The organism is Streptomyces sp. HUAS ZL42, from assembly GCF_040782645.1.
Lineage (GTDB): Bacteria > Actinomycetota > Actinomycetes > Streptomycetales > Streptomycetaceae > Streptomyces.
The window spans coordinates 306549-332295 of the sequence record NZ_CP160403.1 but is presented as its reverse complement, the minus strand read 5'-3'; the positions used below and the strand labels follow the sequence as shown (position 1 = coordinate 332295).

At 71.4% G+C, this 25747-nt stretch carries 25 protein-coding genes; 13 read left to right on the top strand and 12 right to left on the bottom strand.

Features of this window, described 5'->3' with window-relative positions; translation table 11 throughout:
- Positions 1 to 84: 84 nt before the first annotated feature.
- From ABZO29_RS01670 to ABZO29_RS01660, 3 genes are read left to right on the top strand one after another with little or no spacing between them, the layout of a single operon-like run.
- Positions 85 to 783 (top strand): response regulator, encoded by a 699-nt coding sequence (locus ABZO29_RS01670; RefSeq protein ID WP_367318325.1) that lies wholly within the window; start codon positions 85 to 87, stop codon positions 781 to 783.
- Positions 780 to 2231, top strand: coding sequence for an ATP-binding protein (locus tag ABZO29_RS01665; RefSeq protein ID WP_367318324.1), 1452 nt, complete (start codon positions 780 to 782; stop codon positions 2229 to 2231). The genes ABZO29_RS01670 and ABZO29_RS01665 overlap by 4 nt, the downstream gene beginning before the upstream one ends.
- On the top strand, positions 2228 to 2806 hold the full coding sequence (locus tag ABZO29_RS01660; RefSeq protein WP_367318323.1) for a hypothetical protein: 579 nt from the start codon (positions 2228 to 2230) through the stop codon (positions 2804 to 2806). The genes ABZO29_RS01665 and ABZO29_RS01660 overlap by 4 nt, the downstream gene beginning before the upstream one ends.
- A gap of 407 nt (positions 2807 to 3213) precedes the next feature.
- On the opposite strand, the gene ABZO29_RS01655 is transcribed toward ABZO29_RS01660, so the two are convergent.
- Positions 3214 to 4104: a hypothetical protein gene (locus tag ABZO29_RS01655; RefSeq protein WP_367318322.1), complete on the bottom strand. Its 891-nt coding sequence runs from the start codon at positions 4102 to 4104 to the stop codon at positions 3214 to 3216.
- A gap of 202 nt (positions 4105 to 4306) precedes the next feature.
- Here ABZO29_RS01655 and ABZO29_RS01650 point away from each other — a divergent pair, with 202 nt between their 5' ends.
- Complete coding sequence (locus ABZO29_RS01650) at positions 4307 to 5500, top strand: DUF418 domain-containing protein (RefSeq protein WP_367318321.1); 1194 nt, start codon at positions 4307 to 4309, stop codon at positions 5498 to 5500.
- A 15-nt stretch (positions 5501 to 5515) separates the two neighbouring features.
- On the opposite strand, the gene ABZO29_RS01645 is transcribed toward ABZO29_RS01650, so the two are convergent.
- The 8 genes from ABZO29_RS01645 to ABZO29_RS01610 form a co-directional block, all read right to left on the bottom strand.
- Positions 5516 to 7348, bottom strand: a complete 1833-nt coding sequence (locus ABZO29_RS01645; RefSeq protein ID WP_367318320.1) for a type IV secretory system conjugative DNA transfer family protein — start codon at positions 7346 to 7348, stop codon at positions 5516 to 5518.
- A 64-nt stretch (positions 7349 to 7412) separates the two neighbouring features.
- Positions 7413 to 8828: an ATP/GTP-binding protein gene (locus tag ABZO29_RS01640; protein ID WP_367326024.1), complete on the bottom strand. Its 1416-nt coding sequence runs from the start codon at positions 8826 to 8828 to the stop codon at positions 7413 to 7415.
- 197 nt (positions 8829 to 9025) lie between these two features.
- Positions 9026 to 10522 (bottom strand): SCO6880 family protein, encoded by a 1497-nt coding sequence (locus ABZO29_RS01635; protein WP_367318319.1) that lies wholly within the window; start codon positions 10520 to 10522, stop codon positions 9026 to 9028.
- A gap of 148 nt (positions 10523 to 10670) precedes the next feature.
- Positions 10671 to 11843 (bottom strand): hypothetical protein, encoded by a 1173-nt coding sequence (locus tag ABZO29_RS01630; protein ID WP_367318318.1) that lies wholly within the window; start codon positions 11841 to 11843, stop codon positions 10671 to 10673.
- A gap of 1 nt (position 11844) precedes the next feature.
- A complete protein-coding gene (locus tag ABZO29_RS01625) occupies positions 11845 to 12603 on the bottom strand; it encodes a hypothetical protein (RefSeq protein WP_367318317.1) in 759 nt (252 codons plus the stop codon).
- Positions 12604 to 12661: 58 nt separating this feature from the next.
- Positions 12662 to 12964 carry a hypothetical protein gene (locus ABZO29_RS01620; protein ID WP_367318316.1) on the bottom strand — a complete coding sequence of 101 codons (303 nt, stop codon included), beginning with the start codon at positions 12962 to 12964 and terminating at the stop codon, positions 12662 to 12664.
- A 56-nt stretch (positions 12965 to 13020) separates the two neighbouring features.
- Positions 13021 to 13314 (bottom strand): hypothetical protein, encoded by a 294-nt coding sequence (locus ABZO29_RS01615; RefSeq protein ID WP_367318315.1) that lies wholly within the window; start codon positions 13312 to 13314, stop codon positions 13021 to 13023.
- Positions 13311 to 13916 carry a DUF6668 family protein gene (locus ABZO29_RS01610; protein WP_367318314.1) on the bottom strand — a complete coding sequence of 202 codons (606 nt, stop codon included), beginning with the start codon at positions 13914 to 13916 and terminating at the stop codon, positions 13311 to 13313. The genes ABZO29_RS01615 and ABZO29_RS01610 overlap by 4 nt, the downstream gene beginning before the upstream one ends.
- Before the next feature lie 200 nt (positions 13917 to 14116).
- Between ABZO29_RS01610 and ABZO29_RS01605 the strand changes: the two genes are divergently transcribed.
- The 3 genes from ABZO29_RS01605 to ABZO29_RS01595 all read left to right on the top strand — a co-directional run bounded on the left by ABZO29_RS01605 (position 14117) and on the right by ABZO29_RS01595 (position 16789).
- Complete coding sequence (locus ABZO29_RS01605; RefSeq protein WP_367318313.1) at positions 14117 to 14923, top strand: transglycosylase SLT domain-containing protein; 807 nt, start codon at positions 14117 to 14119, stop codon at positions 14921 to 14923.
- Positions 14924 to 14946: 23 nt separating this feature from the next.
- Entirely contained in the window at positions 14947 to 15972 is a 1026-nt protein-coding gene (locus tag ABZO29_RS01600; protein WP_367318312.1) for a hypothetical protein, read from the top strand.
- A gap of 229 nt (positions 15973 to 16201) precedes the next feature.
- Positions 16202 to 16789 carry a sigma-70 family RNA polymerase sigma factor gene (locus ABZO29_RS01595; RefSeq protein WP_367318311.1) on the top strand — a complete coding sequence of 196 codons (588 nt, stop codon included), beginning with the start codon at positions 16202 to 16204 and terminating at the stop codon, positions 16787 to 16789.
- 12 nt (positions 16790 to 16801) lie between these two features.
- Here ABZO29_RS01595 and ABZO29_RS01590 read toward each other — a convergent pair whose 3' ends face one another.
- Genes ABZO29_RS01590 through ABZO29_RS01580 form a run of 3 tightly spaced genes read right to left on the bottom strand, consistent with a single transcriptional unit; the run spans position 16802 to position 19493 of the window.
- Entirely contained in the window at positions 16802 to 17749 is a 948-nt protein-coding gene (locus ABZO29_RS01590; protein ID WP_367318310.1) for a hypothetical protein, read from the bottom strand.
- 35 nt (positions 17750 to 17784) lie between these two features.
- Positions 17785 to 18447: a hypothetical protein gene (locus tag ABZO29_RS01585; RefSeq protein ID WP_367318309.1), complete on the bottom strand. Its 663-nt coding sequence runs from the start codon at positions 18445 to 18447 to the stop codon at positions 17785 to 17787.
- Complete coding sequence (locus tag ABZO29_RS01580; protein WP_367318308.1) at positions 18444 to 19493, bottom strand: NlpC/P60 family protein; 1050 nt, start codon at positions 19491 to 19493, stop codon at positions 18444 to 18446. The genes ABZO29_RS01585 and ABZO29_RS01580 overlap by 4 nt, the downstream gene beginning before the upstream one ends.
- Before the next feature lie 290 nt (positions 19494 to 19783).
- On the opposite strand from ABZO29_RS01580, the gene ABZO29_RS01575 reads away from it, so the two are divergent.
- From ABZO29_RS01575 to ABZO29_RS01550, 6 genes are all read left to right on the top strand, one after another.
- Entirely contained in the window at positions 19784 to 20257 is a 474-nt protein-coding gene (locus tag ABZO29_RS01575; protein WP_367318307.1) for a DUF6668 family protein, read from the top strand.
- Positions 20258 to 20286: 29 nt separating this feature from the next.
- Entirely contained in the window at positions 20287 to 20616 is a 330-nt protein-coding gene (locus ABZO29_RS01570; protein ID WP_367318306.1) for a hypothetical protein, read from the top strand.
- Between the two features lie 69 nt (positions 20617 to 20685).
- Positions 20686 to 21447 (top strand): hypothetical protein, encoded by a 762-nt coding sequence (locus ABZO29_RS01565; protein WP_367318305.1) that lies wholly within the window; start codon positions 20686 to 20688, stop codon positions 21445 to 21447.
- Positions 21447 to 22718: a hypothetical protein gene (locus tag ABZO29_RS01560; protein WP_367318304.1), complete on the top strand. Its 1272-nt coding sequence runs from the start codon at positions 21447 to 21449 to the stop codon at positions 22716 to 22718. Before ABZO29_RS01565 ends, ABZO29_RS01560 begins: the two co-directional genes overlap by 1 nt.
- Entirely contained in the window at positions 22705 to 24204 is a 1500-nt protein-coding gene (locus ABZO29_RS01555) for an SCO6880 family protein (protein ID WP_367318303.1), read from the top strand. The genes ABZO29_RS01560 and ABZO29_RS01555 overlap by 14 nt, the downstream gene beginning before the upstream one ends.
- 49 nt (positions 24205 to 24253) lie before the next feature.
- Entirely contained in the window at positions 24254 to 25723 is a 1470-nt protein-coding gene (locus tag ABZO29_RS01550) for an ATP/GTP-binding protein (RefSeq protein ID WP_367318302.1), read from the top strand.
- The last annotated feature ends 24 nt before the right edge of the window (positions 25724 to 25747 follow it).

Sequence of the window (25747 nt, the reverse complement as noted above, 5' to 3'; positions counted from 1 at the left end):
AACCCACTCGACAGCTCACGTAGCGCCGGAACATCACGCTCACCGTGGAAAGGACAACACGCTCACCGTGGAAAGGACCCATGCATGCCCCGTGTCCTGCTGATCGAGGACGATCCCGCTGTGCGCCGCGGTGTCGTCCTGGGCTTGTCCCGCAATGGGCACGAGACCGAGGCGGTCGGCACCGGCGAGGACGGCCTCGATGCCCTCATTGCCTTCAAGCCCGACCTCGTGCTACTCGATCTGATGCTCCCCAGCATGAGCGGGCTGGAAGTATGCCGCCGCATCCGTGAGTCCAGCCGGGTTCCCATCGTGATACTTTCCGCACGCGGCGACGACATCGACGTTGTGATCGGCCTTGAGGCGGGCGCCGACGACTACGTCGTCAAACCCGCCGGCGCCGCCGTCATCGAGGCCCGGATGCGCGCGGTACTGCGCCGCCTCGCCCCCGTCCAGGTCGGCACCGACACAGGTGTCGGGCCGACCCAGGTGGGCGATCTTGAGATCGACCGGGACGCGCTGATCGTCCGCAAGCACGGCGAAGAACTCCCACTTGCTCCCTCCGAGTTGAAGTTGCTGCTGTTTCTCAGTGCCGCCCCGGAGCGGACGTTCAGCCGCCAGCAGCTGCTCGAGGACGTCTGGGAGCACAGCTACTACGGGGATGCCCGCCTGGTCGACGCCTGCGTGATGCGGCTGCGCGCCAAGATCGAAGAGGACCCGCGCCGCCCGGCGTACGTCCAGACCGTGCGCGGCTTCGGTTACCGCTTCGGCCCGCTGCCCGCATGAAGCCCGCCTTGCCCCGCAGCCTGCGCCCACGCCTGGTCGTCGCCTTTGTCCTCGTCGCCGCGCTCAGCGAGCTGATCACCGCCACGCTCACCTTCCGGCAGGCCCGCAACGCGATCCTGGACCGCACCCAGAATGGCGCCGTCCACGATCTGCGCCTCCAGATCGACTCGCTCGCCCCCAACCTCCCGAACAACCCCACCGACACCGACCTGCGCATCTTCGCCCGCCAGCTGGACCGGGCCTCGGGCTCGCGGGGCTGGCACACGGGCGTCTCCCGCGATGGCGGGCCACTCATCGGCACCGCGGGCGACGTCAGCAACGCCCTGCGCGACGCGACAAAGCGCGGCGACACCACCTACTACGAGCGCGTGGAGCATGCCGGCGGGTACCGACTGCGCATCGGCATGCCGGTCAGTTACACCGGCCGGGGCAAGGAGGCGGGGCAACCGTCGGGGCTCGTCGTCTACGCCGTTCTGCCGCTGGACGGTGAACGGGCCGACATCTCCGCTCTGATCAACGCGGCCTGGGCGGGAGCCGTCCCGGCGCTCGCCTTCGCCGTCGTGTCCGCCCTGTTCGCCGCCCGCCGGGTGCTGCGTCCCGTACGGCAGCTGCGGACGGCCGCCGAGAAGATCACCTCGGGCGCCTTGGACACGCGCCTGGACGTCGTCGGCAAGGACGAACTCACCGCGCTGACCGGCGCGTTCAACACCATGGCGGCGGCACTGGAGCGGGACGACGCCAAGCTGCGACGCATGGAGGCCAACGCCCGCCGGTTCGCCGCAGACGTGTCGCACGAACTGCGGACCCCGCTCGCCGCGATGGCCGCCGTCGCCGACGCCCTCGACGAGGACGCCCGCTCCGGCACACTGCCTGCGGACACCGCCGACGCGGTCCTCCTCGTCAGCGACGAGACCCGCAAGCTGGCCGGAATGGTCGAGGACTTGATGGAAATCTCCCGCTTCGACGCGGGGGCGGCGGTATTGCACCTGGACGACGTGAGTCTGCGCACCGTCGTCCACAAGACGCTTCACCTGCGGGGCTGGCGCGAGCCGGACGAGGTGATCACCGAACTTCCCGAGGACGATCCGCGTATCCGGGTCGACGCGCGGCGCATCGACGTCGTCCTCGCCAACCTGATCGGCAACGCGCTGCGCCACGGCTCCGCTCCCGTCACTCTCCGGGCGACTGCCACGCAGGAGTCCCTTGTGATCGATGTCGCCGACGACGGCCCCGGCATCCCCGACGAGGTCCTGCCGCATGTCTTCGACCGCTTCTACAAGGCGGACGCCGCGCGGGCCCGATCCGAGGGCAGCGGCCTCGGACTTGCCATCGCGATGGAGAACGTACGACTGCACCGCGGCACTCTCACCGCCGCCAACCTCCCCTACAGCGGCGCGGTGTTCACCATCACACTCCCACGCACGCTCCGGCGGGAGGACCAGCCATGAGGCGCCGACTCACCTGTCTCATAGCCTTTTTGGGTCTGCTGTCGGCAGGCTGCGGCATTGGCTCCACCGGCCCCGTCCGAGCCGGCGGCCCGGCGTACGGTCTTCGCGAACCGGGATCCGCGACCCACTATGCCCAGCTCTACTTCGTCAGCTCGTCGGGCATCCAGCCCGCCAGCCGCGAGGTCGACGCCCCCGCGACTCCGCAACAGGCACTCGACCTGCTCATCAAGGGCCCCGACGCCGCCGAACGCGCCCGCGGCCTGATCACCGAGGTTCCCCTGATGGACGGGCGGCTGGTCGCGCGGGCAGCCGCAGACGGCGCCGTGGATCTGCACCTTCCTGTGTCTGTGGCGAACATGACCGGCGGTGGCGGCCTCGGGCTCAGCCAGATCATCTGCACCGCGGCCAACGCCCGGGCGGCCGACGGCAAACAACTTTCCGACGTGGACGTACGGGTCTACGAGGAGGGCTTCGGGTCGCCCTGGACCGTCCGCTGCAACGAGGCGGGAAACGTCGTTCCCGTGCCTGTCACGAGTCAGGGGTCCACAACGCCAGGCTCGACTCGCCTGCCTTGATCAGATGCCGCGTCACGAGTGCACACACCGGTTCGTCAGGGAGCCACGCCACGACAGGATTGCTGAGTCAGCGTCACTTCATGCCATCAGTGGTGAAGTCCCTGATAGCCAGGGAAGATCGACCCCCGTTGAGGGGAGGGACCGTGCAGGCAGACCAGGGACAGGGGCGTGGAGTGCGCGATCCGCGCCTTGTTCGTCAAGGACCTCGCGGACGATGCGAGCTTGACCTGCGGCACGTGAGCGCGCGGATGCGGCGGAGGCAGCGTCGTCAGGAACCACACTGGTTCGTGGTGCACCGCCCGGCACACACGCCCGTTGCCGGCTACGGTGGTTGTTCCATCTGAAGCGGCGCGTGGGGCCGCGCGACACCGGGACAGTGCTGTTCGGCTCGTTGGAGGCAAACGGCATCAGAAGCGCCCCGCGGCACCGTTGCCGGCAAGCCGCATCAGCAGCACTTCGAACTCCACGTTCCGCGTGAACTCCGCCTCCACGCCGTCCTGCCGGACGAGTCGGGTGAGGGTATCCCGGTGCCACCAGTAGACGTCCGGGCTGACCTGGCCGACGGCGTCCTCGAAGTGGTCGGCGGTGAAGGCGGTCATGCAGCGGAGTGTCGGAAGCAGGTCGGTGCCGCGGACGGTGTCTACGGGACAGAGGGCCAGTTGGTGACGGTTCGGCATGGCCACGAGGGCACCGTCCGGACCGAGGTCGCGCCCGGTGAGGTGGTGGGCGAGTTCGTTTGCCGTCAGGACCCGGCTGGAGGTGAAGAAGGAGTCGCCCGTCATCACGTGGAAGCGCAGGCCCTCCGGGCCGTGCACGGCCGTGTGGCTGTCCACCGGAAGCGCGCGGAGGTTGTCCAGCGCATACGTCCGCAGATCGACCACGCCGCCCAGGGGGGCCAGCGCGTCATCGGTCAGCGTGAGCACACTGTCGTCCAGATCCAGGGCGAGGACCTCGCACAGGCCGGGTGCGACGACACGGGCGTGGGTGTACCAGCGGGTGTCGGGCTCGATGCTGTCCCGCGTGACCACCCAGGGACGCAGCCGGGCGAGGAGCTGCTCGGCGGAGAGGAACTCCGCTCGGGGCGGTGCGTCCACCGCCTGCGGCACCCGGCCGACGTGATCGCGGATCGCACGTGACCACGTTCTGCGTCCGCGTGCGTCGCTGTCACGGATCGCCACGGCACGGTCCAGGCCGGTGTGGTCTTCCGTGCAGACGCTCACCCCGGCCGCGTGGACGGTGTCGGTGTCGTGGGGGGCGTCGTGCCGGGCACGCCCCGGCGGACGGTGGAAGATCCACATACGGCAGCCTTTCCGGTCGGATCCGGTCGGATCGACGGCGTGATTCGGTCCCTGCTGCCAGGACGCAACGTGCGGAGCGGCGAGAGGGTTCAGTTCCGTCACGCGGCACCGGGAGCCCGGACGCCCCGCATACGACTGAACCGTCCCCGGGTGCGTGACGTCGTGACCCCTGAGCCGCAGTCACCGGTCATGGAGGCCCGAATTGCTCTTCTCGTCCCGCACACCGCCCCGTTTCCCAGCCGCAGCGCCGCCGCCGAGCCGTGTCCGGGAGATCGACGTCCTGCGAGGGTTCGCGCTGCTGGGCATCCTGCTGGTCAATGTGCAGACGATGGCCGGGCCGCGGGTGGGGGCGGGCGGAGAGCTGGTCGTGTCGCGGGTCGACCAGGTGGCCGCGTGGCTGGTCACGGCTCTGGTCTCGGCCAAGTTCTACCTGCTGTTCTCGTTCCTGTTCGGGTACAGCTTCACCCTGCAACGGGTCGCGGCCGAGCACGCCGGCGCCCCCTTCGCGCCCCGACATCTGCGTCGGCTGAGCTGTCTGTTCCTGTTGGGCCTCGCCCACGGCGTGCTGCTGTTCTCCGGCGACGTCCTGATGGTGTACGCGGTGCTGAGCCTCGTACTGTTCGCCGTCCGGGACACCGCGTCGCCCACCCTGCTGCGGACCGCGGCCTGGCTCGTCGCCGGTACCGCGGCCTGCCTGCTGGCCTGGGGCTGGCTCACGGTCGCCTTCGCTCAGCCGCTGCGTCCGCAGGACGTCACGGCCGTGGTGCACGAGTGGGTGACGGCCTACCGGGGCGAGCCCGGCGCGGTCGTCGAGGCCCGTCTGCGGTCGCTGCGCGATACGTTGGGCTGGAACATCCTCTACGGCGCCGACATGCTGGCCGCGTTCCTCGCCGGACTGGCCGCGGGCCGCCGCAGGGTGCTCGCCGAGACGGACCGGTACCGCGCGTGGATGACGCAGATCCTCGTCTGCGGCCTGCCGGCCGGGCTGGCCGGCAGCGTCTTCATGGCGGTGTGCCGTAACGGCCCGCTCGACGCCCGCTGGTACGACGTGGGATCCGCCGTCGGCGTCCTCACCGCCCCGGCCCTGACCGCCGCATACGTCTGTGGCCTGCTGCTCCTGCTGGGCACCGGCCCCGGCCGGCGGCTGGGTCATGTTTTGGCTCCCGCCGGGCGGATGGCCCTGACCAACTACCTCACCCAGTCACTGGTGGCGGCGTTCGTCTTCACGGGCTACGGCCTTGCGTGTTACGGCCGCCACGGCACGGCGGCGGTCCTGGCCGGGGCCGTCGTCCTGTACGTGGCGCAACTCACGGTCAGCAACCGCCTGCTGCGCCACCTACGATACGGCCCGGCCGAATGGCTGCTGCGTACGGCGACGCTGGCGAGGCGGCCCTGAAGCCGCACCACGCCCCTACCCGCCGTACGGCTTGCGTAGGGTGACCGCTTCCCGCTGCCATCTGCTCGCCGAGCCCTCGGCCGCCGGATGCGGGCCGCCGGACCAGGAGCGTGCGGCCCGTTCGGTGATGGCGGCCGTCTCCGCCTTGGCCGCCGCCGAGATCGTGCCGGCGTCCGGCTCCTTGTACCAGGGCCGCAGTTGGATCAGGGCGGGGCGCACACCGGTGACCAGCAGCAGGGCCGTGCCCTTGGGCAGGGCGCGGATGCGATCCGCGGGCAGGACCGGGTCCAGGCGGTAGGAGTACGACCGTGACGTGCCCTCCTTGCTCTTGGAGATCGACGGGGTGCGCACGTCGTGGTTGCCGACGAGCTTGGAGATCTTCTCCACGAAGTCCGCGTCGTCCAGGCCCGCGCCGAGCAGTTTGACCGTGGCCGCGCTCCACATCGCGTCCATGCCCGCCTCGCCCCACACGCGGCTGCCCTGGCGGTAACTCTGCAGCAGCGTGACGACGTTGATGCCGCGTGAGCCGAAGTGGCTGTACAGGTCGGGCAGGTCGGAGATGCGGCAGACGTTGGCGGCCTCGTCGAGGACCGCGGTCATCGGCGGATCGAGCCGGCCGCCCATGCGCTCGGCGGCGACCACGCCCGCCCTCATGGTCGCGTCGGCGAGGCCCGCGATCACGCCCGCGGCCGAGCCGCCGCCGTCCTTGGACAGCAGATAGAGGGTGTCCCGGCCGAGCACGTGCTCGTGCGGCTTGAACTGCGGCAGACGCGGGTCCGGCGTCACCCAGGCCACGATCTCCGGGTCGAGCAGACAGGCCACGCACTGCCGGGCTGTCTCGTAGATGCCGTCGCGGGTCTCCACCGCACCGCGCACCGTGCCCTGCAACTGCTCGGCCATGGCGACCATGTTGACGTCCCGCAGTAGATCGACCGGCGTGCGGTCAGCGGGGTCGGCGAGCCAGGCGAGCAGGTCGAGCACGGACGCCTTGCCGCGGGCGGCGGCGAGGAACAGCGCGGTGAGGGTGTTCTGGGCCGCGGAGATCCAGAAGTCCTTCTTCGACTGGTCGTCGTTGACGGACGCCACGAAGTGCCCGGCCAGCCGGCGGGCGCCCTCGATGGTGTGGCAGTCGGCGAGGAGGTCCCACCACATCTCACGCGGGGCGTGGGCGATGCCCTGCGGGTCGAACGTCCACACCCGGCCGGCCTTCGCGCGTTCGGCGCGGGTCACGGCGTACACGTCGGACTTGTTGGAGGTCAGCAGCACCGCGCCCTGCGCGCGCAGCACGCGGGGGACGGCGATGCCGGTGGACTTGCCGGCCCGCGGGGCCATCAGGTCGAGCTCCACGTCCTCGAAGGAGGAGCGCAGTTCGGGGCCGTGGGGTGAGAGGTCGCCGAGGAGATTGCCGGTCTCGTCGGGGTGGAGCTCCTGCCGGCCCTTGAGCGAGGGGCGCAGTTCGCGTGCGCGGGCCGCGATGCCGGCCGGGGCGAGGGCGGCCAGCTCACGGCGGCCGGCGAGTCCCTTGGGCCGCGAGATGTAGCTCATCACCTTGAGCACGGTCACGACACAGAGTGCGATGACGGTGGCGAAGAGCAGGACGATCCCGGCCACCACGCCGACCGGTGACGCGCCTGGCCACAGTGTGGCCGGGCCCTCGGTCAGCAGGGTGCCGAACGACGCCAGGCTGAACTCCGGCGGGTGCCAGCCCGAGCCGGTCACCGCGGCACCCAGCGTCCCGCCCAGCCATACGCCGGCGAAGAGCAGGAGGAATCCGCCGCATACCAGCAGGATCGCCCACGGCATGAGTTCGCTGCCGTACATGCGGCCCTTGGCCGCGTTGCCGCTCATGGGGTGCGCTTCCTGGCGTCGGTTGCGCTGCCGTTCATGTGGTTGTCCTTCTGTCGTCCGCCGGTTACTCGGAGAAGCCGACGTGTCGGGAGCCGTCGGCGGGCTTGTTCGCCGCCCACCGCTTGTTCGTGTCGTGCAGATGTCGCTCGGTGTCGGTGATGGCGACCTGGATCGGGATGCCGGGCCGGCCACCGACCTTGATCAGGAAGCGGCCGCGGCCGGGCGGTTCCTCGCGGTCCCCCTGCGCGGCCCAGCCCGGCGGCGAGGACCAGGAGGAGACCAGTTCGATCTCCCGGCGGGACAGGCCCACGATGTGCCCCAGCTCCTCCATCTCCTGGCGGGGCAGCCCCGCGCACACCACCATGCCGGCGCGCTCGACGAAGCCGCGCGCCTTGACCCGGTCGGCGTCGGTGCCCAGCGCCTCGGCGTCCTTCAAGGTGTGTGTGATCTTGGCGTCGCCGAGGCCCAGGGTGCGGTTGAGGCGAGTCAGTGCGTCGATGCGGTCCACGATGCCGGAGGCCGCGCGCAGCGGCCGCCACAGCTCGTCGAGCACGGTGAAGAACCAGCGCCGGGGCGTGAGTCCGGCGTCCGCCAGCGCGTGGGAGGCGGCCACCGTGCCCAGGCCGTCGGACCAGGCCGCCAGCATCGCCGCCGCGGTCAGCTGGGTGTCCGCCTCCCCGATCCGGGAGATGTCCATGCACACCGCCGGCGAGCCGAGGTCGATGCGGGTGGAGGTCTCGGAGGCGAACGTGTCGCCCAACGGCCCGTCCAGGATGCCGAGCAGCGAGCGGTGCAGCGGATCCACCGCGTCGCGGTAGCGGGTCTCCTCCCCGCGGTCCAGGGTCACCGCCCGCACCCGTTCGGGTCCTTCGGCGATGACCCGCACCAGGTCGGGCAGCAGCGGCGCGCGGCCGGGGGGTGTGCGTTCGCGCAGATGGTGCAGGGCCGCGGACAGCACGGACTGCTCGTGGTCGTCCATGGCGCGGTCGCGCACGATGGTGACGAGTGCGGCGACCATGTTGAGGACGCGGCCGTGGGTCTCTGCGGACAGCACGCGTCCCGCCTCGCCGCCGATCTTCCGGGCGGCCGCACCCATGGCGCCGGGATCCAGGACGTTGACGCCGCCCACGCCGCGTCCGATGGAGATGACCTGGCCGCCCAGAGCCCGCACGGTGTCGGCGTAGTCGGGCTTCAGGTCGCCCAGCACCAGCGGCACCACGCCGGTGGCGGCCAGACCGATGAGCATGCGGTTGACCAGGGTGGACTTGCCCAGGCCCGGCATGCCGAGCATGAACATCGAGGGGTTGGAGATGTAGTGGGCGCGGGTGAACCACGACATCGGGTCACCGCACACGGTGGCTCCGGTGTACAGGTGCTGTCCCAGCGGGACGCCTGTCATGGGCGCGCCGGAACCCGCCGCGAACGGCCACAGCCCGCATGCCTGCACGGTGGTGGCCCGCCACATCGACGGCGGGTCCAGATTGGCGACCTGTCCGCCGCCGGGGCCGGACCAGCCGCGGGCGGGAGCGAGCGGCTCCCTGGACGGTCGGTCGGGACCGCTCTTGCTCCTCTTCTTGTCCTTCGGGGGCCTGTAGTCCGGGTCCTCGTCCTTGTACCTGATCGGGGCGAGGTCGTCCTGGTACTCGCCCTGGCCCTTACCGCGTTTGTCCTTGGTCCTCACAGTGCTTCCTTCAACTCGCGCGGCATCAGCGTGTGCTCCCACGGCAGGATTCCGACCGGCAGCGTGCAGCTGAACGCCGCCGCCTGCATCCGGTCGGCCGGCCGCATCAACAGCCGTGCCCCCGCCAGCAGATTGCGCACCGTCACGTTCGCGTCCTCCAGTTCGGCGTCGGAGTCGACCGTCACCGTGACCATCAGTGAGAACTCCACCAGGCCGGCCCCGGTGGCCTCCTCCACCGCCGTCTGCTCGGCGGCGCGCACCTCGTTGGCGGCACGCGCCTGCACCATGCCGCGCCGGGACGTGGCCATGAACTGCGCCGCCCGCCGGTCGGCCTCGACGATGCGCGCCGAGGTCGCCGGGTCGATGGGCCGGTACAGCAGCGCCACCCGCTTGCGGCGGGTGCCGGGCGCGTCCTCCAGCAGGCCGCGCAGCACCTGGGCGCGCACCGTGCCGCGCGGTGCCAGGGTGAGCATCCAGGTCCGCGACACCCCCGAGTCGTGCTGGTACGCGTTGACCTTCTCGATGGCCGCCGCGGGACCGGCGTCGTCCCATTCCAGGCCGGTGCCGCCGTGGACGGCACGGGCTTCGAGGACGTCTGCCGCCACGGCCGGGTCGTAGGCCACCCGGACGACTTCGGCGATGTTCTCGGCCGACAAGGGGGCGGCGGGCCCGCCGCCCGCCCTCACCACTCCGTCCAGCAGGCCGGGAATGCGGATGGCCAGGTCGGCGATGATGTCCTCGCTCTTGCGTTTCTGCCCGGTCGGCATCCCGTAGGTCAGAGTGAGGTAGGTGTGCATCTCCGACGACGCGGTCGGGTAGCGCTGCACCACCTCCTCCATCACGGCCCGCGCCGCCGCCGGGGCGCCCGGGTCGATGCGCGGCAGCACCTCGTTGGCCAGCCGGGTTCCGGTGTCCGGGGCGGTCTCCACGATCACGGAGGCTCCGCGCAGGTTCGGCTCGCTGGACAGCCGGGCCAGCCAATGGCCCCATGCCGCCACCCAGTTGTCGATCTGGTCGGGGTCGACCAGGGACCCGCCGTCGGGTTCGCAGCCGAGCACGATGGTGTACAGGTTCCTGCTGGGGTGGTGCAGCACGCCGAACGGCTGGTCGTAGGCGTCCCTGCCCTCCGTCACCCTGACCCGGCTGAGCAGTCCCGGCGGGCGGAACTTGCCGCCCGGCCGCTGCGACAGCGGACCGGAGACATAGGTGGTCACCCCCTTGGCCTTGCGCCGGAACCAGCCGATGCGCAGGGCGGTGAGCTGGTAGACGTTGCGCCCGTCCTGTGTGCGCACGGCCAGCGGCAGCAGGAACGTGCACTGGATGACGATCACGACCAGTGTGAACTGCAGTGAGATCAGCGACACCAACAGGTCGAGGACGAGCCCGCCGAACAGCCCGATGGTGCCGACGAGCCCGAACGGACCGAGGCCGGGCCGCCTCGGCCTGCGCCAGTTCCCGTACGTCGGGTCTGCGGTGGCGGTTTCGGTGGACATGGCTGTACGTGTTTCCCTTCCGTTGGATGGAACGCGGGGACGGCCGGGGAGGGCCGGGCCGTGCCCCCGCCGAGTACAGGGGCGCGGCCTCAGCCGCGGACCGGGCCGGGCGCGGAGGGAAGGCCCGCCGCACCCGATCCGGTGACGGTCAGTGGCCGCCGCGGCCGCCGCTGCCGCCGCTGCCCTGTTCCCCGTCGGCGCCCTCGACCCCGCTCTGGGCGACGTTCACGGCACCCTTGGCGATCTTCCCCACCACGGCCATCGCGGCGAGGGCGGAGTTCCCTGCGGCGCCCGCCCCTCCGGACTTGCCCGCCGGCTCGGTTCCGCCGCTTGCGCCCCGGCCGCCCGAGCCGCCGGGTGCGCCGCCACCGCCGCTCGCCCCCGAGGGGCCGCGGGATCCGGAGGCACCGTCGGCGCCAGCGCCGCCCTTGCGGCTGCCCGAGTCCGCCAGAGCCACCGCTCCGGAGGCGAGGGCGCCGGCGAGGCCCATGGTCGCGGACCCGACCGAGTCGCCGCCGAGAGCGGCCGTCGCCGGGACGACAAGTCGCATGAGCGCCGGCAGGGCGACGGCCGACAACAGCAGGGTGGCCATTCCCGCGAGCTGCGTGTCGGCGTTGCTGTAGCCCTCCGACTCGTCGACCATGACGGCCCCCGAGTACATGATGAGAGCGACCGTGGGCTTGTACAGCAGCCAGGCGATCATCCAGCCGATGTGCTTGCGCCACCACGTACCGCCCCAGTCCGTTATGGAGGCGGCGGCTGCCATGGGGAGCGTGCCCATCAGCATGATCATCACGCCGAGCCGGACCCACATCAGGATCGCGTGGACGATGCCGGCAAGGATCAGCAGGCACCCGATGACCAGCAGCAGCATGTCCGGAATGACTTCAGCGCCGGGGCAATTGACTCCAGCCATCAAGGCCTTGAGGGTGTTGTCGAACAGGTAGTCGTGGTACCTCTCCGTGAGGCCGACGAACGAGTCGATCAAAGCGGTCGCGGCCGCGGAGACCACGACGACGCGCAGGATGCCCTTCAGCGCGGTCGTACCCGCTTCGCCGCGCCGCTCCAGAGCCATCTTGACGGCGGCGACGAGGAGCGAGCCGCACGCGAGGTATACGACGATCCACTGTGTCTCGCCGCCGATCTTGTTTGATGCGCCCTTGTTGATGGAATCGATGTCTCCCACGGCGTTGAAGATCCCGATGGCGCCGTTGATTACGATCTTGGCGACCATTTCGATCATCTCGCCGATGGGATCGTCGAACATCCCGAGGAGATCGAGTCCGCCGTCGCACCCTTCGCCTTGTTCAGCCAAGAACATGTCACCCTCCCCACATGACGAAGCCGTCGGGATCCGCTGTCCTTTTCACGGACGAGTAGAGGGACCCGTCGTGCCGGAGCGCCACCTTCCAGTCGCCCTCCCGCCAGCGCACGGACACCGACGTCGACAGGTAGCCGCCCGTGGGATTGGTGACGAGCAGCCGTACGGTCGCGGAGTCGCCCGAGTACGACGCCAGGGAGAAGCCCACGAACCTCCCGATGGCGCTCTCCTCCAGGTTCGTCTCGTCGGCCCTCGCCTTGCTGGTGACGAACGCGTCGCGCGGCTCGCCGGGCACGACCTGCTGCTCCGCGACCATGCGCCAGGCGGCGCCGCTCAACTCGACGGGAATGACGTGTGCCGCCAGCACCGCCCCCGTGGGCGTGTGGGCGAAGCACCACCACATCGTGGCCTCGGTGCGCAGCGGGCCGGCCGACGGCGAGGTGGGCACCATGATGGCGATGAGCTTCTGCCACCGCACATCCGTTGGCGCGGCGGTGGGTCGCGCGGTGTCCCGGTCGTCGGTACGGCACTTCTCCGGGCGGCCGCCCGGACCCTGCCGGACCTGCTGCGGGTCTCCGGGAGACAGCGGACCGCCGAGCCCGGCGAGCGTCTCCCGGCTGTCGGCCGTGCTGTCCGTACCCTTGGCGCTGTCCGAACCCATGGTTTCGTTCACGAAGGCCATCAGCGACATGACCACGATGAATCCCAGGAACAGGGCCGCATTGATCCAGCCTTGCTCTTTGTAGAAAGGCCCGTCCACCGGGCCCCTTTTTCGTTTTGTGCCGAACACGTCGATGGACCTCTCCTGCGGTCGGGTCCTAAGCGAAGAGGAATTTGACGGTGGGCCCCGCGGTGGCCACCAGGACGCAGCCGCCCGCCACCATGCCGAGGCGGCTGAGGTGCTCGGATCCCTCTCCGCGCTTCATGGACACGGCCATCATGATTCCCGTGATGAGGACGCCCGCCACACCGGCGGCGGTGCCGGCCCAGGCTGCAATACCCAGAACGAGGTTGACCTTGTTGGCGAGGTCGCCAGGGGCCTTCTTGGCCGGCTGGGGGACGTCAGCGGTGGCCAGATAATTTACGCCAGCCAGGTGGAGGGAGTGCAGGGTGTCCTTCATGAGATTCTCCAGGTGTTGCAAACGAGTAAGGGTTTGTGTGGCTGGTTGAGAACCGGCTACAGCAGGAAATTGACGATCGGTGCGGCGGTGGTGCCGAGGACGCAGGCGCCGATGACGAAGAAGCCGCCCCTGAAATAGGTCGACCCTTCGCCCATTTCGCCGCGGCGCAGCTGTAGGGCCATCTGGGTGCCCACGACGAGCAGGCCCCCCACGGAGGCGGCCGACACGATCCAGGAGAGGTAGCCGAGCAATTCGCCGGCCTGGGGCTGCGGGTCGAAGGTTCCCTTCTTGGGGCCGAAGTCGTCCGGGTTGATGCCCGCCTTGGTGATCCAGTCGGCCGACAGCTTCACCTCGGCCTCCCCGGGTGGCCGGCCGGGGCCGCGATGCTCCGGGCCAGCGCGCGCACCGCCCTTGGAAGTTGGTCGGCCTCCTCGCCGAGGCGCCAGGCAGGGATCCACGGAACGCGGTGGACCTCGGCTGCCGAACGCAGCACGCGCACACGTCGGCCCAGTGGGCGCGGCAGCCGTCCCGGCGCGTCGGCGACGAGCACGACGGCCAGGAGCTGCACTCCCGCGGGGTGCTCCCCCTTGCGCAGTGCGTTCAGTGCCTGGGACGCCGCTCTCATGCCCGCGTTGTGGGTGCGTGCCACCAGCAGCACCCGGCCGGGTTCGCCCCTGGCCGGGTCGGGCCACCGGCTGCCGATGTCCGCGCCGCCCAGGACCCGGGCGAGCGTGCTCGCCCCGGAGCCTCCGTGCGCGGTGACCCAGGCGACCTGGTGGCCCCGGGACGCCGACGGCGCTCGTCCGGCCGGCGTGGGGGGCCTGGGCAGCGCCGTCCGGGCTGCGGGGCGCGATGGTGCGGCCGGTGCCGTACGCGCCGACGCTGCCTGTTGTGCGATCGGTCCGCGGACCCACATCTGCGAGCCGGCGGACGTCGCCGAAGGGACGCCCATGCGCGTCCACCCCTTCCCTCGTTTCCCCTCGTTCGCGTACTGCGACGGATCCCGGATTGAACTGATGGACCGCCGTGTCCGTTGCGGCATGCGGTGCTCGCGGTGATCCGTCGGGCAGCCACTACGGGAAATCGGGTGACCTGGTTCAAGGCCGTCGGGGACCCAGGTCGTGCAGGCGAACGCAAGGGGTGTGACGGGTCGTGAGCGCAGCTGCCGGTGAGGATGAGCAGGCCCAGAAGGACAAGACCAGGAACACCGTGCTCTTCGCCGGCCTCGCCAGCGCGCCGATCCTGGGGTGCCTCGCCTTCGTCCTCCTCATCGTCATCGCCATCGGGACGCTGGTCGCGTGCCTTCTGGGGTTTGTGTTCTGGCCGCTCATGCTTCTCTGCAAGATCAACCTCTTGCCCTGCGGCGACGACAGCGACGGAGGGGGGCTGGACAACGACCAGGTCATTGCCGCATACGAGAGCGACGGGAAGGGCCAGCTGAACTCCGCCACCATCCCCTCCCAGTACGTCACGCTCGTCGAGGAAGCCGGGAACGAGTGCACGCAGATCGGCGCCATCGTCATCGCCGCGCAGATCCAGCTGGAGTCGGGGTGGAACGAGAAGCTGGTCGGCCCCGACGGGGCAGAGGGCATCTCCCAAGTGCCCCCGGACAAGTTCAAGGAGTTCGGCGAGGACGCGGACGACAATGACAAGACCTCTGGCCTGGACGCCGCGGACTCGATCAAGGCGCAGTCCAAGTACATGTGCTCACTGGCCAAGGAGATCGACACACTGATCGCCAACAACGAGGTCAAGGGGGATCCCCTGAACCTGACCCTGGCGGCGTACGACAGCGGCCTGGACGCGGTCAAGCAGGCGAAGGGCGTACCGGACAACGACCGGGCGCAGAGCTACATCATCGGCGTCAGGTCGGGCTTCGCCCTGTACTCCAACTCCGTCGACATGCCGTACGAGTCGCCGTACCCCTCCCTCAGCCCGCGGCCCACGCCCTCGTCGTGACCAGCACAGCAAGGAGCCAGCACATGTTGGGCAAACGCACCCGACAGGACCAGGACGCACACCACGGCACGGCAGCGCAGCCACCGTCCTCCTCGACGGCGGTGGAGGTTCTGATCCGCCCTGACGGCAGTGTGCTGGTCAACGGCGCACCCTTCCCCGTACCGGACGGCGAACCGGTCCACGTCGCCGTGCTCGATGCGATGCACCGTCAGGCCCGGGCTCTGGGCGATCCCGTAGAGGCGGCGATCCTCGACCGACAGGAGGGCTACGCCACCCGAGTCGAGGTCGCCCCCGACGGTTCGAGCCGGATCCTCCTCCACGAGCAGCACGACGCGATGCCCGAGGCGGAGCCCCGTCCCGCCGCCGGACCGACACCGGCAGGGCCACCGCCTGCCGCCCGGCCGGCGTTTGCGGCGGGGCCGTCACACGCCGGCGAGCCGCTGTCCGTGGGCGGCGCGCCGTCCGCCGCCGGAGCCGAACGTTCTTCGCCCACCGGTCCAGCTCCGGCCGAGCCCGCGCACCCCGCCGGGACACGACCCGTCGCCGTGGACGCGCAGGTTCCGGAGGCGGTCCCGGCCGAGCTCGCCGAACTCGTCGGGCTCGTGCGCCAGTCCCTGGACACCGGCGCGCTGGAACGGGCGGCGGCACTCGCCTTCCGGCTGCGGGAGCACACCGCACGCGCCTTCGGCCCCGAGCACCCCCACACGCTTGAGGCCCACGCCCTGGAGGCGTTCGTCGCCCACCGGGGCGAAAACCACCGCCTCGCCACGGCCACCTGCCTCGAACTCGCCCGGATCCGCCACCGGCAGGGCGACTTCCGAGCCCGTGAGGAGCTGATCCGCGCGGTCGCGGCATGGCTGCTCATCGACGACGTGCCGTTTGCCGTCGACCACGGCCGGGCACTGCTTGCCGCGCTGCTCGCGGTGTGGCCCGTGCGCGCGGAACAGGACGGGCCGACAGTGACGGACGCCGCATTGCCGCACCTCGTCAATCGCCGTATGCACGCCCTGACCGCCGCGTCGGCCACCCACGTCACCGGAGCTGCCTGAGAGAGACAGCGCAGCTCAACCGGGCAGTGGCGGCGCGTCGGCACGGCTTGTGCGGCCCCGCCGCCACCCTGTGCGGCCCGAATTCCGATGCCATCCGCCCCTCGCGCCGTCAATCGCTCGTCAACACGACGTGGAACTCCGCTCGCAAGACTCCCCGCGAATCGAGGCCGCTGACCAAGGCCTCGAAACCTGACCTCCGTCAGGAGGTCACAGACGAGGGAGTGCGACCTTGAGCTGGACCGTGATGGGTTCCACGGGAGCGGTCACCGCTCGGGAACGAGCGATGCGCACGTTGTTCGACGAGCAAGCCGGGGATCTGTACAAGTATGTGATGCGGTTACTGGGGGGCGACCGGCACAGAGCGGAGGACGTGGTGCAGGAGACGCTGCTGCGCTGCTGGCGCACTCAGGACCTGGAAAGCGGCGAGCCCCAGCGGCCGTGGCTGTTCCGGGTGGCCCGCAATCTCGTCGTCGACGAGTACCGGCTGCGCATGGCGCGTCCCCAGGAGGTCGACGGCACCGCCTGGCTGGACGAACTGCTGGCGCAGCGCGACGACGTCGACCAGCTGCTTTCCTCGATGATCCTCAGGGACGCGTTCAGCGCGCTGTCGCCCAAGCACCGCGAGGTGGTGTACGAGACCTACTACTGCGGCAGGTCGACGCGCGAGGCAGCCCTGGTGCTCGGTATCCCGCCGGGCACCGTCAAATCGCGCCTGTACCACGCCGTACGGGCCCTGCGCATGGCCCTGGGCGTCGTCGCGACTCCCGACGAGGAGGTCGGCGCGAAGCCCGCGTGGTGGTGCACGCCCGCGGCGTGAGGCGCTGCGGACTCATCTCGCCGCACTGGTGTCCTGCGCGGGGCGCTCCCAGGACGGCATAGGGCGCCGTCCCCGCGCCTTGGTGGACCGGTCCGCCGCGGGAAGCGCTCGTGGCAGCGGTTTCGCGGGGTGCGCGCGCGGCAGCGGCTCGCGGTCTGCCGCGCGGGCTGCTGCCAGCCATGCCTGGTGTTCCAGGACGGCGGTGAGCGCGCTGCCGTCCTCACCCGGGATCTGGTTGCGCAGGCGGACCACGCCGATCCCGGCCGACAGCGCCGTGTCCAGATCGGTGATCTGCAGCCAGACCGTCTCGGCGCGAGCCGCGGCGGCCTCGGCCCGCTCGCTGTCCCCCCGGTAGTGCCAGCGCTCGGCGACGTCGCGGAACAGCCGCACGCCGCCGACGACGTCCCCGGCCAGGACGGCGACGCGGGCCCGGATCTCGCGGATGCCCAGGGCGTCGGGGTGGGAGACGCCGAGAGTGTCGGCGGCCTGATCGTCGAGCAGCGCGGCGAGCTCCGCGGCCCGGTCGACACGGCCGGCCTGAAGGTGTTCGGTGACCAGGGCCAGCGACTCGGCGTACGCGTCGGGCCCCGTGCGCGGGTCCGGTTCGGCCCCGGGTGCTCTCGCCGGGGCGGTGGCCGCCCTCGCCGGGTGAGCCGGAGGCCTGCCGTCGCCTCGCTTCGGCGCCCTCGCACGCTGTCCGCCGCCGGGGAGTTCACTCACCGCGCCGTCGGGCGATATGGCCAGGTGCCATACGGTGCCGTCCGGCTCGGTAGCCCTGGCCCGCACCGGACGGCCGAGCCTGGCGGCCGCGGCGGCCACCGTGCCGATGGCCGAGGTACGGCTGGGGTGCCTGGTCATGGGGACCAGAGGGCCGGAGGCCTCGACCCGGCCGTCGTCGTGCACGGCGAGGGCGTAGACCGGCCAGGCGGGCACTTCGGTGGACTCGTGCGTCGTCGGCATGAACTTCTCCTGGCTGTCGGACGGGGAGGTCCGGGCTATCGGACGGTGACGTCGGCGACCCGCCAGGCCTGGCCGGCAGCCGCGCGGATGAGCTGCACATACGCGACGACGGTGGTGGGCTCGCCCGTCCACCGGTCGCGGCCGTGCGGGGAGGCGGTGACCGCCCACTGCCGCCAGGCCTGGGTGCCGGTGTCGGGGGGTATCGCGGCGTCCTCGGCTTTCTCCAGCGTGACGACGGTGGAGGCGTGGTGACCGGCCCATTCCCGCCACTGCGTGCCGGGGACGGAGCGGGACTGGTGCGTACGCAGCCGCTTCGCGTACGCCGGGGTCAGCCAGCCCGCATCCGCGGCGCGCACACTGGCGTCGTAGGGGCCGCTGTCGATGGCGGTGTCGAACGTCCACATCACCGTGAGCGTGCTCCGGCCGACTGCGTCGGCGTCCTCCTGGTCGACGTCGCGGGGCCGGGTGGTGCCTCCCCGGGGGGTGCCTTTGGAGCCCGTCGGCAGAGGCGAGGCCTCGCGGGGGCCGGACGGGGTCGGATACGGGCCGGTGCCGGTCGCGGTGGGAGTCGACGGCGTCGTAGCCGCGTCACGCTGCTTGCCGCCGCTGCCGCAGCCGCCCACGGCGAGGACGAGTGCGAGCATCGCCGCGGCCACCGCGGTGGTGTCGCGTGTACCTCGCGCACGGGAGAGCGTCATCCGAAGCGCCTCACCTTCTGGGGCCTGCTGGTGTAGTAGGGCTCGTCGAGGCTGCTGATCTTGACCACGTCGCCGGTCTTGGGGGCGTGGATGAACTGCCCGTGGCCGATGTAGATGCCGATGTGGTCGTAGCTGCCGTGCAGGTTGAACCCGATCACGTCACCGGGCCGCATCTTGTCGCGGGGCACCGCCTTGCCCGCAGTGACCTGGAGTTGGGAGACCCGCGGCGCGAGGACCTCGCCGCCGCTGGCCTGGTAGACCGCGTACTGGACGAGGCTGGAGCAGTCGAACCCGACCGTGTTCGCGCCCTGCGCGTACCCGCGCCCGGGGCCCTCCGGCCCGCCGCCGCCCCACGAGTAAGGGGTGCCGAGCCATTTCCTGGCGGCCGCCACCACCCGTTCACCGAACGCGCCGCCGGTCTCGGCCGGTTCGCCGTCCGTGTAGTCGGCCATCGACTCGATGATCGCGGCGACGTAGGCCTGGGTCTCCGGGTAGGGAGGAACGCCGCCGAACTGCTCGACCGCGCCGGGCCCCGCGTTGTAGGCGGCGAGCATCAGCCGTGTGGGATCGCCAGCGACGTTCGTCTTCTTGACTTTGTCCGCGAGCCAGCAGTCGTAGCGCGCCTGGGTCATGATGGCGTCGCCCGGGGTGAACGGGTCGGCCACGCCGTCCGGTCGGGGGCTGCCGTCCTTGCCGGCCGCGTCCACGCCCCACGTCGCCCAGGTGCCGGGGACGAACTGGCTCAGGCCCCGCGCGTCGGCCGGGCTCACCGCGGAGGGGTTCCAGCCGGACTCCGCCTCGATCTGGGCGGCCAGCAGCGGGGCGCTGACCTCCGCGCACTGCCGGGCGGCGCGCTCGATCCACGGCACGAACTCGGTCGGGACGCGCCCGGAGTCGAACGTGGTGGCGAACCCTACGGGGGCGGCATCCTGTTCCTGCTCCGCGGCTCCCAGCACCGACAGGCAGACCATGGAGCCGAGCAGCCCGAGGACGGCGCAGCCCGTCACCAGCACCGCAGATCTCGCCTGTGTGGCCTGGCCGCTCATGTCCAACCCCCCAAGAACCCATGCGTTTCGGAGACCCGTGCGCTCAGGAAGGGCGCAACTCGCCCTGTGTGCCTTGTTTCTGAAAAATCATCACTTGCGCCCAGTTCGCAACTTCTGTATAAGTTTGGGCTGTTGCGTCAGCAGTTGAAGGAGATGCCGTGGCGGGGGATGTGTCGGATGTCAATCCCTGGTTGCCGCAGCCGCGCCCTTCGGGGGGCCTCAACGGGAAACCCGGGCGATCGGTTCAGGAGGCGGAGCTCACGGGCCCGGCGGCACCCCAGGGTGCCGGGGTGCCGCGGCCCGAGCGCGCGCTGCCCGTCACCAGGCCTCGGACGGGTGCCGGCCAGGCCTGGTGGTGGCTGGGGGTGCACGGCGGCGCGGGGGTCAGCACCCTGGAGCGGGCTGTGCCGGGTGGCCGGGACGCGGGCCGTGCCTGGCCGGTGTCCGGTGGCTCCCAGTCGGTCGTGCTCGTCGCTCGGACCAGCGCGAACGGCATCAGGGCTGCGCAGAACGCGGCGCAGCAATGGGCCTCGGGCATGGTCACGGGCATCGATCTGCTCGGCCTGGTCGTCGTCGCCGATGCCCCCGGCCGACGCCCCAAGGTCCTGCAGAACCTCGTGCGGCTGGTCTCCGGCGCGGTGCCCCGGCTGTGGGAGATCCCGTGGGTGGAGCCCTGGCGGCTCGGTGAGTCGCCCATGGCCCACCTGCCCAAGGAATGCGCGCCGATGGCCCGCGACCTGACCCGACTCACCCGGCCCGTATAGGCCCGTCCCCACAACAGGGAGGAACCCCCTTGTCCAGCCTGATGGCGGCCGCTCTGGACGCCTCACCTCACATAACCCCTCTCACCGACCTCGCCGGGGCGTCCGCCGGGCCCTCGGGCGTGCCGGACGTCGGCGGGGGAGAGGCGCCGCCCGGCGCGGAGGGGCTGCTGACGGTGCTGAAGTGGGTGGCCTGGAGCGTCACCGCCCTGTGTGTCGCGGGCATCTTCGGCGTCGCCGCCAGGATGGCGATCGACCACTCCCGGGGCGGTGGCCGCGAGCACGCCCGAGGCCTCGGCTTCGTCCTGGGGGCGTGCCTGCTCGTCGGCTCCGCGTCCGGGATCGTCGGGGCGCTCGTCTAGTCCCGAGATTCACAGGACGTCTCGTCAGACGTCTCGTCTCCTGACAACCCACGAGGATGGGGGAGGAACATGGCAGAGCCCGGCGACCGCGCGACGCCCGACGAGCCGCGCAGTCCGTGGCTGCGTACCGGCTTCGTCCTCGCCGCCGCGTTCATCGGCTTCGTCGCCGTCATCGGAGCGGCGATCGCCGTCGGTTCGGACACCTCGGGCAAGGACGGCTCGACCACGGCTCCGTCACCCGGCACCCGCACCGCCGACCCGCCGCGGTCCCCGCCCGCCGCCGACGACGCCGAGTGCCCCGAACTCGCCGACGAACGGCAGGACGTGCCCACCTCCGCGCCCGCGGGCGTGACCTGGACCCTGTACGAAGCCGTCGCCCTCCCCTCCTCGAAGGCGGCCGGCCCTGCCCTGGCCGACGAGGACGCGGCGCGCTGCTACGCGCACACCCCCGTCGGCGCCCTGCTGGCCACCAGCCAGATCAGCGTGCGTTACCTGGCCGCCGACGACTGGCGGAAGGTGACCCGCACCCAGACCGTCGGCGAGGGCCGCGACACCTACATCGCCGACCGGACCGAGGCGGAACGGACGGCACCCCCGGACGAGGGGGGCGGCGCCGCGCACGGGCAGATCGCCGGGTTCAGATTCGTCACCTACAACGACACGACGGCGGTGATCCAGACCGTGTGGCGGTTCCCGGACGGCCGTATGCAGGCCGCCACCACCACCGTGCTGTGGCGGGACGGCGACTGGAGGCTGGAGTACCCGGCCGACCCGCCCGCCCCCACCCCGGTCGACTCCCTCGCCGGATACGCCGAGTGGGGAGGAGTGTGATGGCGGGTTGCGACTTCGGCTGGGTGGCCCCGACGATCGGCGGCTACTGCGTGGGGGACGGGGCGGGCACGGCCCCGAAGGACCTTGGCGGCAGTGCGTTCGACGACATCGCCGAGAGCGCCGCACAGGCGGCGAGCACCACCGTCAAGGCACTCGGCAGCGCCTGGATGAACCTGGGCGCCCCCGACCTGGACGACACCGGTGGCCCGGTGGCGTTCCTGCGCGGATCCACGCTCTGGTTCACGTCCTTCGCCGCCGTACTCTGCCTGGTCGTCGCGGCCGGGCACATCGCCTGGCAGCGCCGCGGCGAGCCCGCCCGCCAGGCGCTCCAGGGGCTGCTCAACCTGGTGGTGGTCTCCTCGGCCGGGGTCGCCACGGTCAATCTGCTGGCCGTGGCGGGCGACAAGTTCAGCGTCTGGATCATCGACAGGTCCACCGGCTGCGAGCAGATCAGCGCCACCGGCGAGCCGGTGGCGAGCTGTGTCGCCGAGTTCGACAAACGCACCTCGGCCATGCTGGCGCTGGGCGGCACGGACTCGTCGTTCCTCGTCCTGATCATGGCCATGCTGGTGATCGCCGGGAGCGTGGCGCAGATCGCGCTGATGATCGTACGGATGGCCATGCTGGTGATCCTCACCGGCACGCTGCCCCTGGCGGCGGCGGTCAGCGGCACCGCCGGCGGCCGGGTCTGGTTCCGCAGGTCCGTGGGATGGCTGCTCGCCTTCGTGCTGTACAAGCCGGCCGCGGCCGTCGTGTATGCGGCCGCGTTCGCGATGAGCGGCCGCAGTCAGGGCGACGAGGTCGTCTCCATGGTCTCCGGGGTCGTACTGATCGTGCTGGCCTGCTTCACTCTGCCCGCGCTGATGCGGTTCGCCGCCCCCGTCGTCCAGGCGGCGGTCTCCGGCACGGGCCGCGCGGCCAGAGCGTCAGCCGGGGCCGGCGGCCCGGTGACGGTCACCGGGGCGCTGCCCGTACCGCACCTGCGGAGCCTGGCCGCCGGCCGGTCGGTGTCCGGCGCCGCGCTGAGCCCGGACGGGGCGGGAACCACCGGCGTACGCAGCACCCGCGGCCCGGGCCCGGCGCGGGGCGCCGACCGGCCCCGCGGCGCACCGGACGCCGAGCGCATCGCGGGCGGCCCCGCCCGGCCGGCGCACTCGCAGGACGCAGAGCAGACAAACCCGTACGACCAGGAGGAAGCGGCGGCCCCCATGCCGGTGCCGGTCCGTGACCCCGCCGACGACCAGCAGGAGAAGCTTCGTGGCAGTCACTGAAACACCCCATCCCCGCACGTACGGCAACTTCCGCAAGCCCCGCGCCTCCGGCCTGCGAGGGCTGTCCCTCGGGGCGACCCTGCTGCTGTTCGCCGGGCTGATCGCCGTGGTCCTGGCCACGCTGATCTCGATATGGGTGGCGCTGGGCCTGGCGGTCGTGCTCGCGGTGCTCACCGCCCCGCTCGCCGTACGGGACCGGCACGGCCGCACGCTGATGCAGCGCGGCGCGGTCCGCCTGGCCTGGTGGCGCACGACATCCTCCGGCGGCCACCTGTACCGCTCGGGCCCGATGGGCCGGGCCGGTCACGGCACCTGCAAACTGCCCGGTCTGGCCGCCGAGTCCGCGCTGACGGAGGCGCAGGACGGCTACGGACGCCCGTTCGCCATGATCACGATCCCGGCGACCGGCCATCACACCGTTGTCATCTCCTGCGACGCCGACGGAGCCGCCCTCGTCGACGAGCAGCAGGTCGACACCTGGGTGGCCCACTGGGGCCAGTGGCTGTCCACCCTGGGCGCCGAGCCGGACCTCGTCGCCGTGAGCGTCACCGTGGAGACCGCCCCCGACTCCGGAGTCCGGTTGCAGCAGGAGATCGCCGCGAACTGGTTCGCCGGAGCCCCTGACCTGGCCAGGTCGATGCTCCGGGAGGTACTGGCCGCCTATCCCGCCGGTTCGGCGCAGATCGCCACGAGGATCGCGTTGACGTACTCCGGCGCGGCCCGTCCCGGCTCACCCCGTCGCAGTGCCGAGGACATGGCGGTGTACATCGGCACCCGCCTGCCCGGCCTGACCGCCGGGCTGGCCATGACCGGCGCCGGCACGGCCGTACCGATGACCGCGACCGAGCTCGCCGAGGCGATACGCGTCGCCTACGACCCGACCGTGGCGTCCCTGGTCGAGGAGGCGCAGGCCGCCGGCGGCACCGGCCTGACCTGGGACGAGGCCGGGCCCATGGCGGCCCAGGAGGCCTGGGACCACTACCGCCACGACGGCGCGTTCAGCGTGACCTGGGCCATGACGGAGGCCCCGCAGGGCGAGGTCTTCTCCAACGTCCTGACCGGCCTGGTCCAGCCCAGTCTCGACATCGCCCGCAAGCGCGTCACCCTCCTCTACCGCCCGCACACCCGCTCCGAGGGCGCCCGCGTCGTGCAACAGGACTACAAGAACGCCCTGTTCGCCGCCCAGCAGTCACCGATCGGCCAGGCCCGCGACGACGCCGAGGTCACGGCCGCGCGCCGGACCACCGAGGAACAGGCCCAGGGCCACGGGGTCATCCGCTTCGGTCTGCTGATCACGGCGACCGTCAACTCCGCCGAGGAACTGACGACGGCGGCCGCCGCCTTGGACAACCTGGCGCCGGCCGCGCGTATCGCCGTACGGCCCGTCTACGGCTCCCAGGCGGCGGCGTTCGCGGCGGCGCTGCCGCTGGGGCTGGTACTCCCGCTGCACACGGCGCTGCCGCAGACGGTACGGGACGCGATGTAGGGCGACGGAGACAGACGCAAGGCGACGGCGACACAGGAGGATCGACTCGATGGCAGGCACGACCAAGGAACCCCGCGGGCCGCGCCCGACGTCCCGGGGCTGGCCGGGCCCCGGCGGCGGCATGGTCGGCTACGTCGACCCCGCACCCGAATGGCGCGGCACCACGGCCCAGGTCTGCGGCCTGTGGCCGTTCGGCGCCGGAGCCGGAACCCCCATGGTCGGGGTGCCGCTGGGCCGCGACCTGGACTCCGGGGCCACGGTGTGCTGTGACCCCGTGTCGTGGTTCATGCGCACGGGCCTGCTGGCCAACCCGTCCATGTTCGTGCTGGGCCGCCCGGGCCTCGGCAAGTCGACGATCGTACGGCGCATGGCACTCGGCCTCTCCGGCTACGGCGTCCACCCCCTGATCTTCGGCGACCTCAAGCCCGACTACGCGGACCTGATCCGGGCGATCGGCGGCCAGGTCATCAGCCTGGGCCGGGGCCGCGGCAACCTCAACGTCCTCGACCCCGGCGAGTCCCTCCAGGCCGCAGCCCGGCTCACCGGCGACGCGCGCCGCCGCCTCCTCGCCGACATCCACGGCCGTCGCCTCCACATGGTCTCGGCCCTGGTGACCATCCTGCGCTCGGCGCCGCCGACGGACCGCGAGGAGACGATCCTCTCGGCGGCGCTGAACGTCCTGGACGACTGCCACGCCGCCGGCTCGAGGCGGGGTGTACCGGTGCTCGGGGACCTGCTACAGGTCATCAAGGACGCTCCGGAGGCGGTGCGTTCGGTCGCCCTGGACCGTGGCGACATCACTCGCTACCGAGACATCACGGAGAACCTGGAGGCGTCACTCACCGCCCTGCTGGGCGACGGGCGCCTGGGCGGCACCTTCGCCCGCCCGACGACAGAGGCGATGAAGCTGGACCGCCCCGTCTGCTTCGACGTCAGCGGCATCGACGACAGCGAGATCCTGCTCCAGGCGGCGGCCCTGCTGTCGTGCTGGTCCTACGGCTTCGGCGCGGTCTCCGCGGCGCACGCCCTGGCGGACGCCGGTCTGGAGCCGCAGCGCAACTACTTCCTCGTCATGGACGAGCTGTGGCGTGTCCTGCAGGCCGGCCGCGGCCTCGTCGACCGCGTCAACGCCCTCACCCGCCTCGACCGGCAGCGCGGCGTCGGCCTGGCGATGGTCACGCACAGCATCGACGACCTCCTCGCCCTGCCCACCGAGGAGGACCGCACCAAGGCCAAGGGCTTCGTCGAACGCGCCGGCATGGTGATCTGCGCGGGCCTGCCTCCGGCCGAGATGCCGCAGCTGGCCCAGGTCGTGGAGCTTACGGAGGCGGAGAAACGCCTGCTGGTCGACTGGTCCACCCCACCCGCCTGGGACACCGCGGGCGGCCGCCGCGCCGACCCGCCCGGCCTCGGCAACTTTCTGATCAAGGTCGGCAGCCGCCCCGGAATCCCGCTGCACGTGGACCTGACGGCGGCGGAGCTGGAGGTCAACGACACCAACAAGAGGTGGAACAAGTAGGCCTGTGCCAGGTCGAGTTGTCCG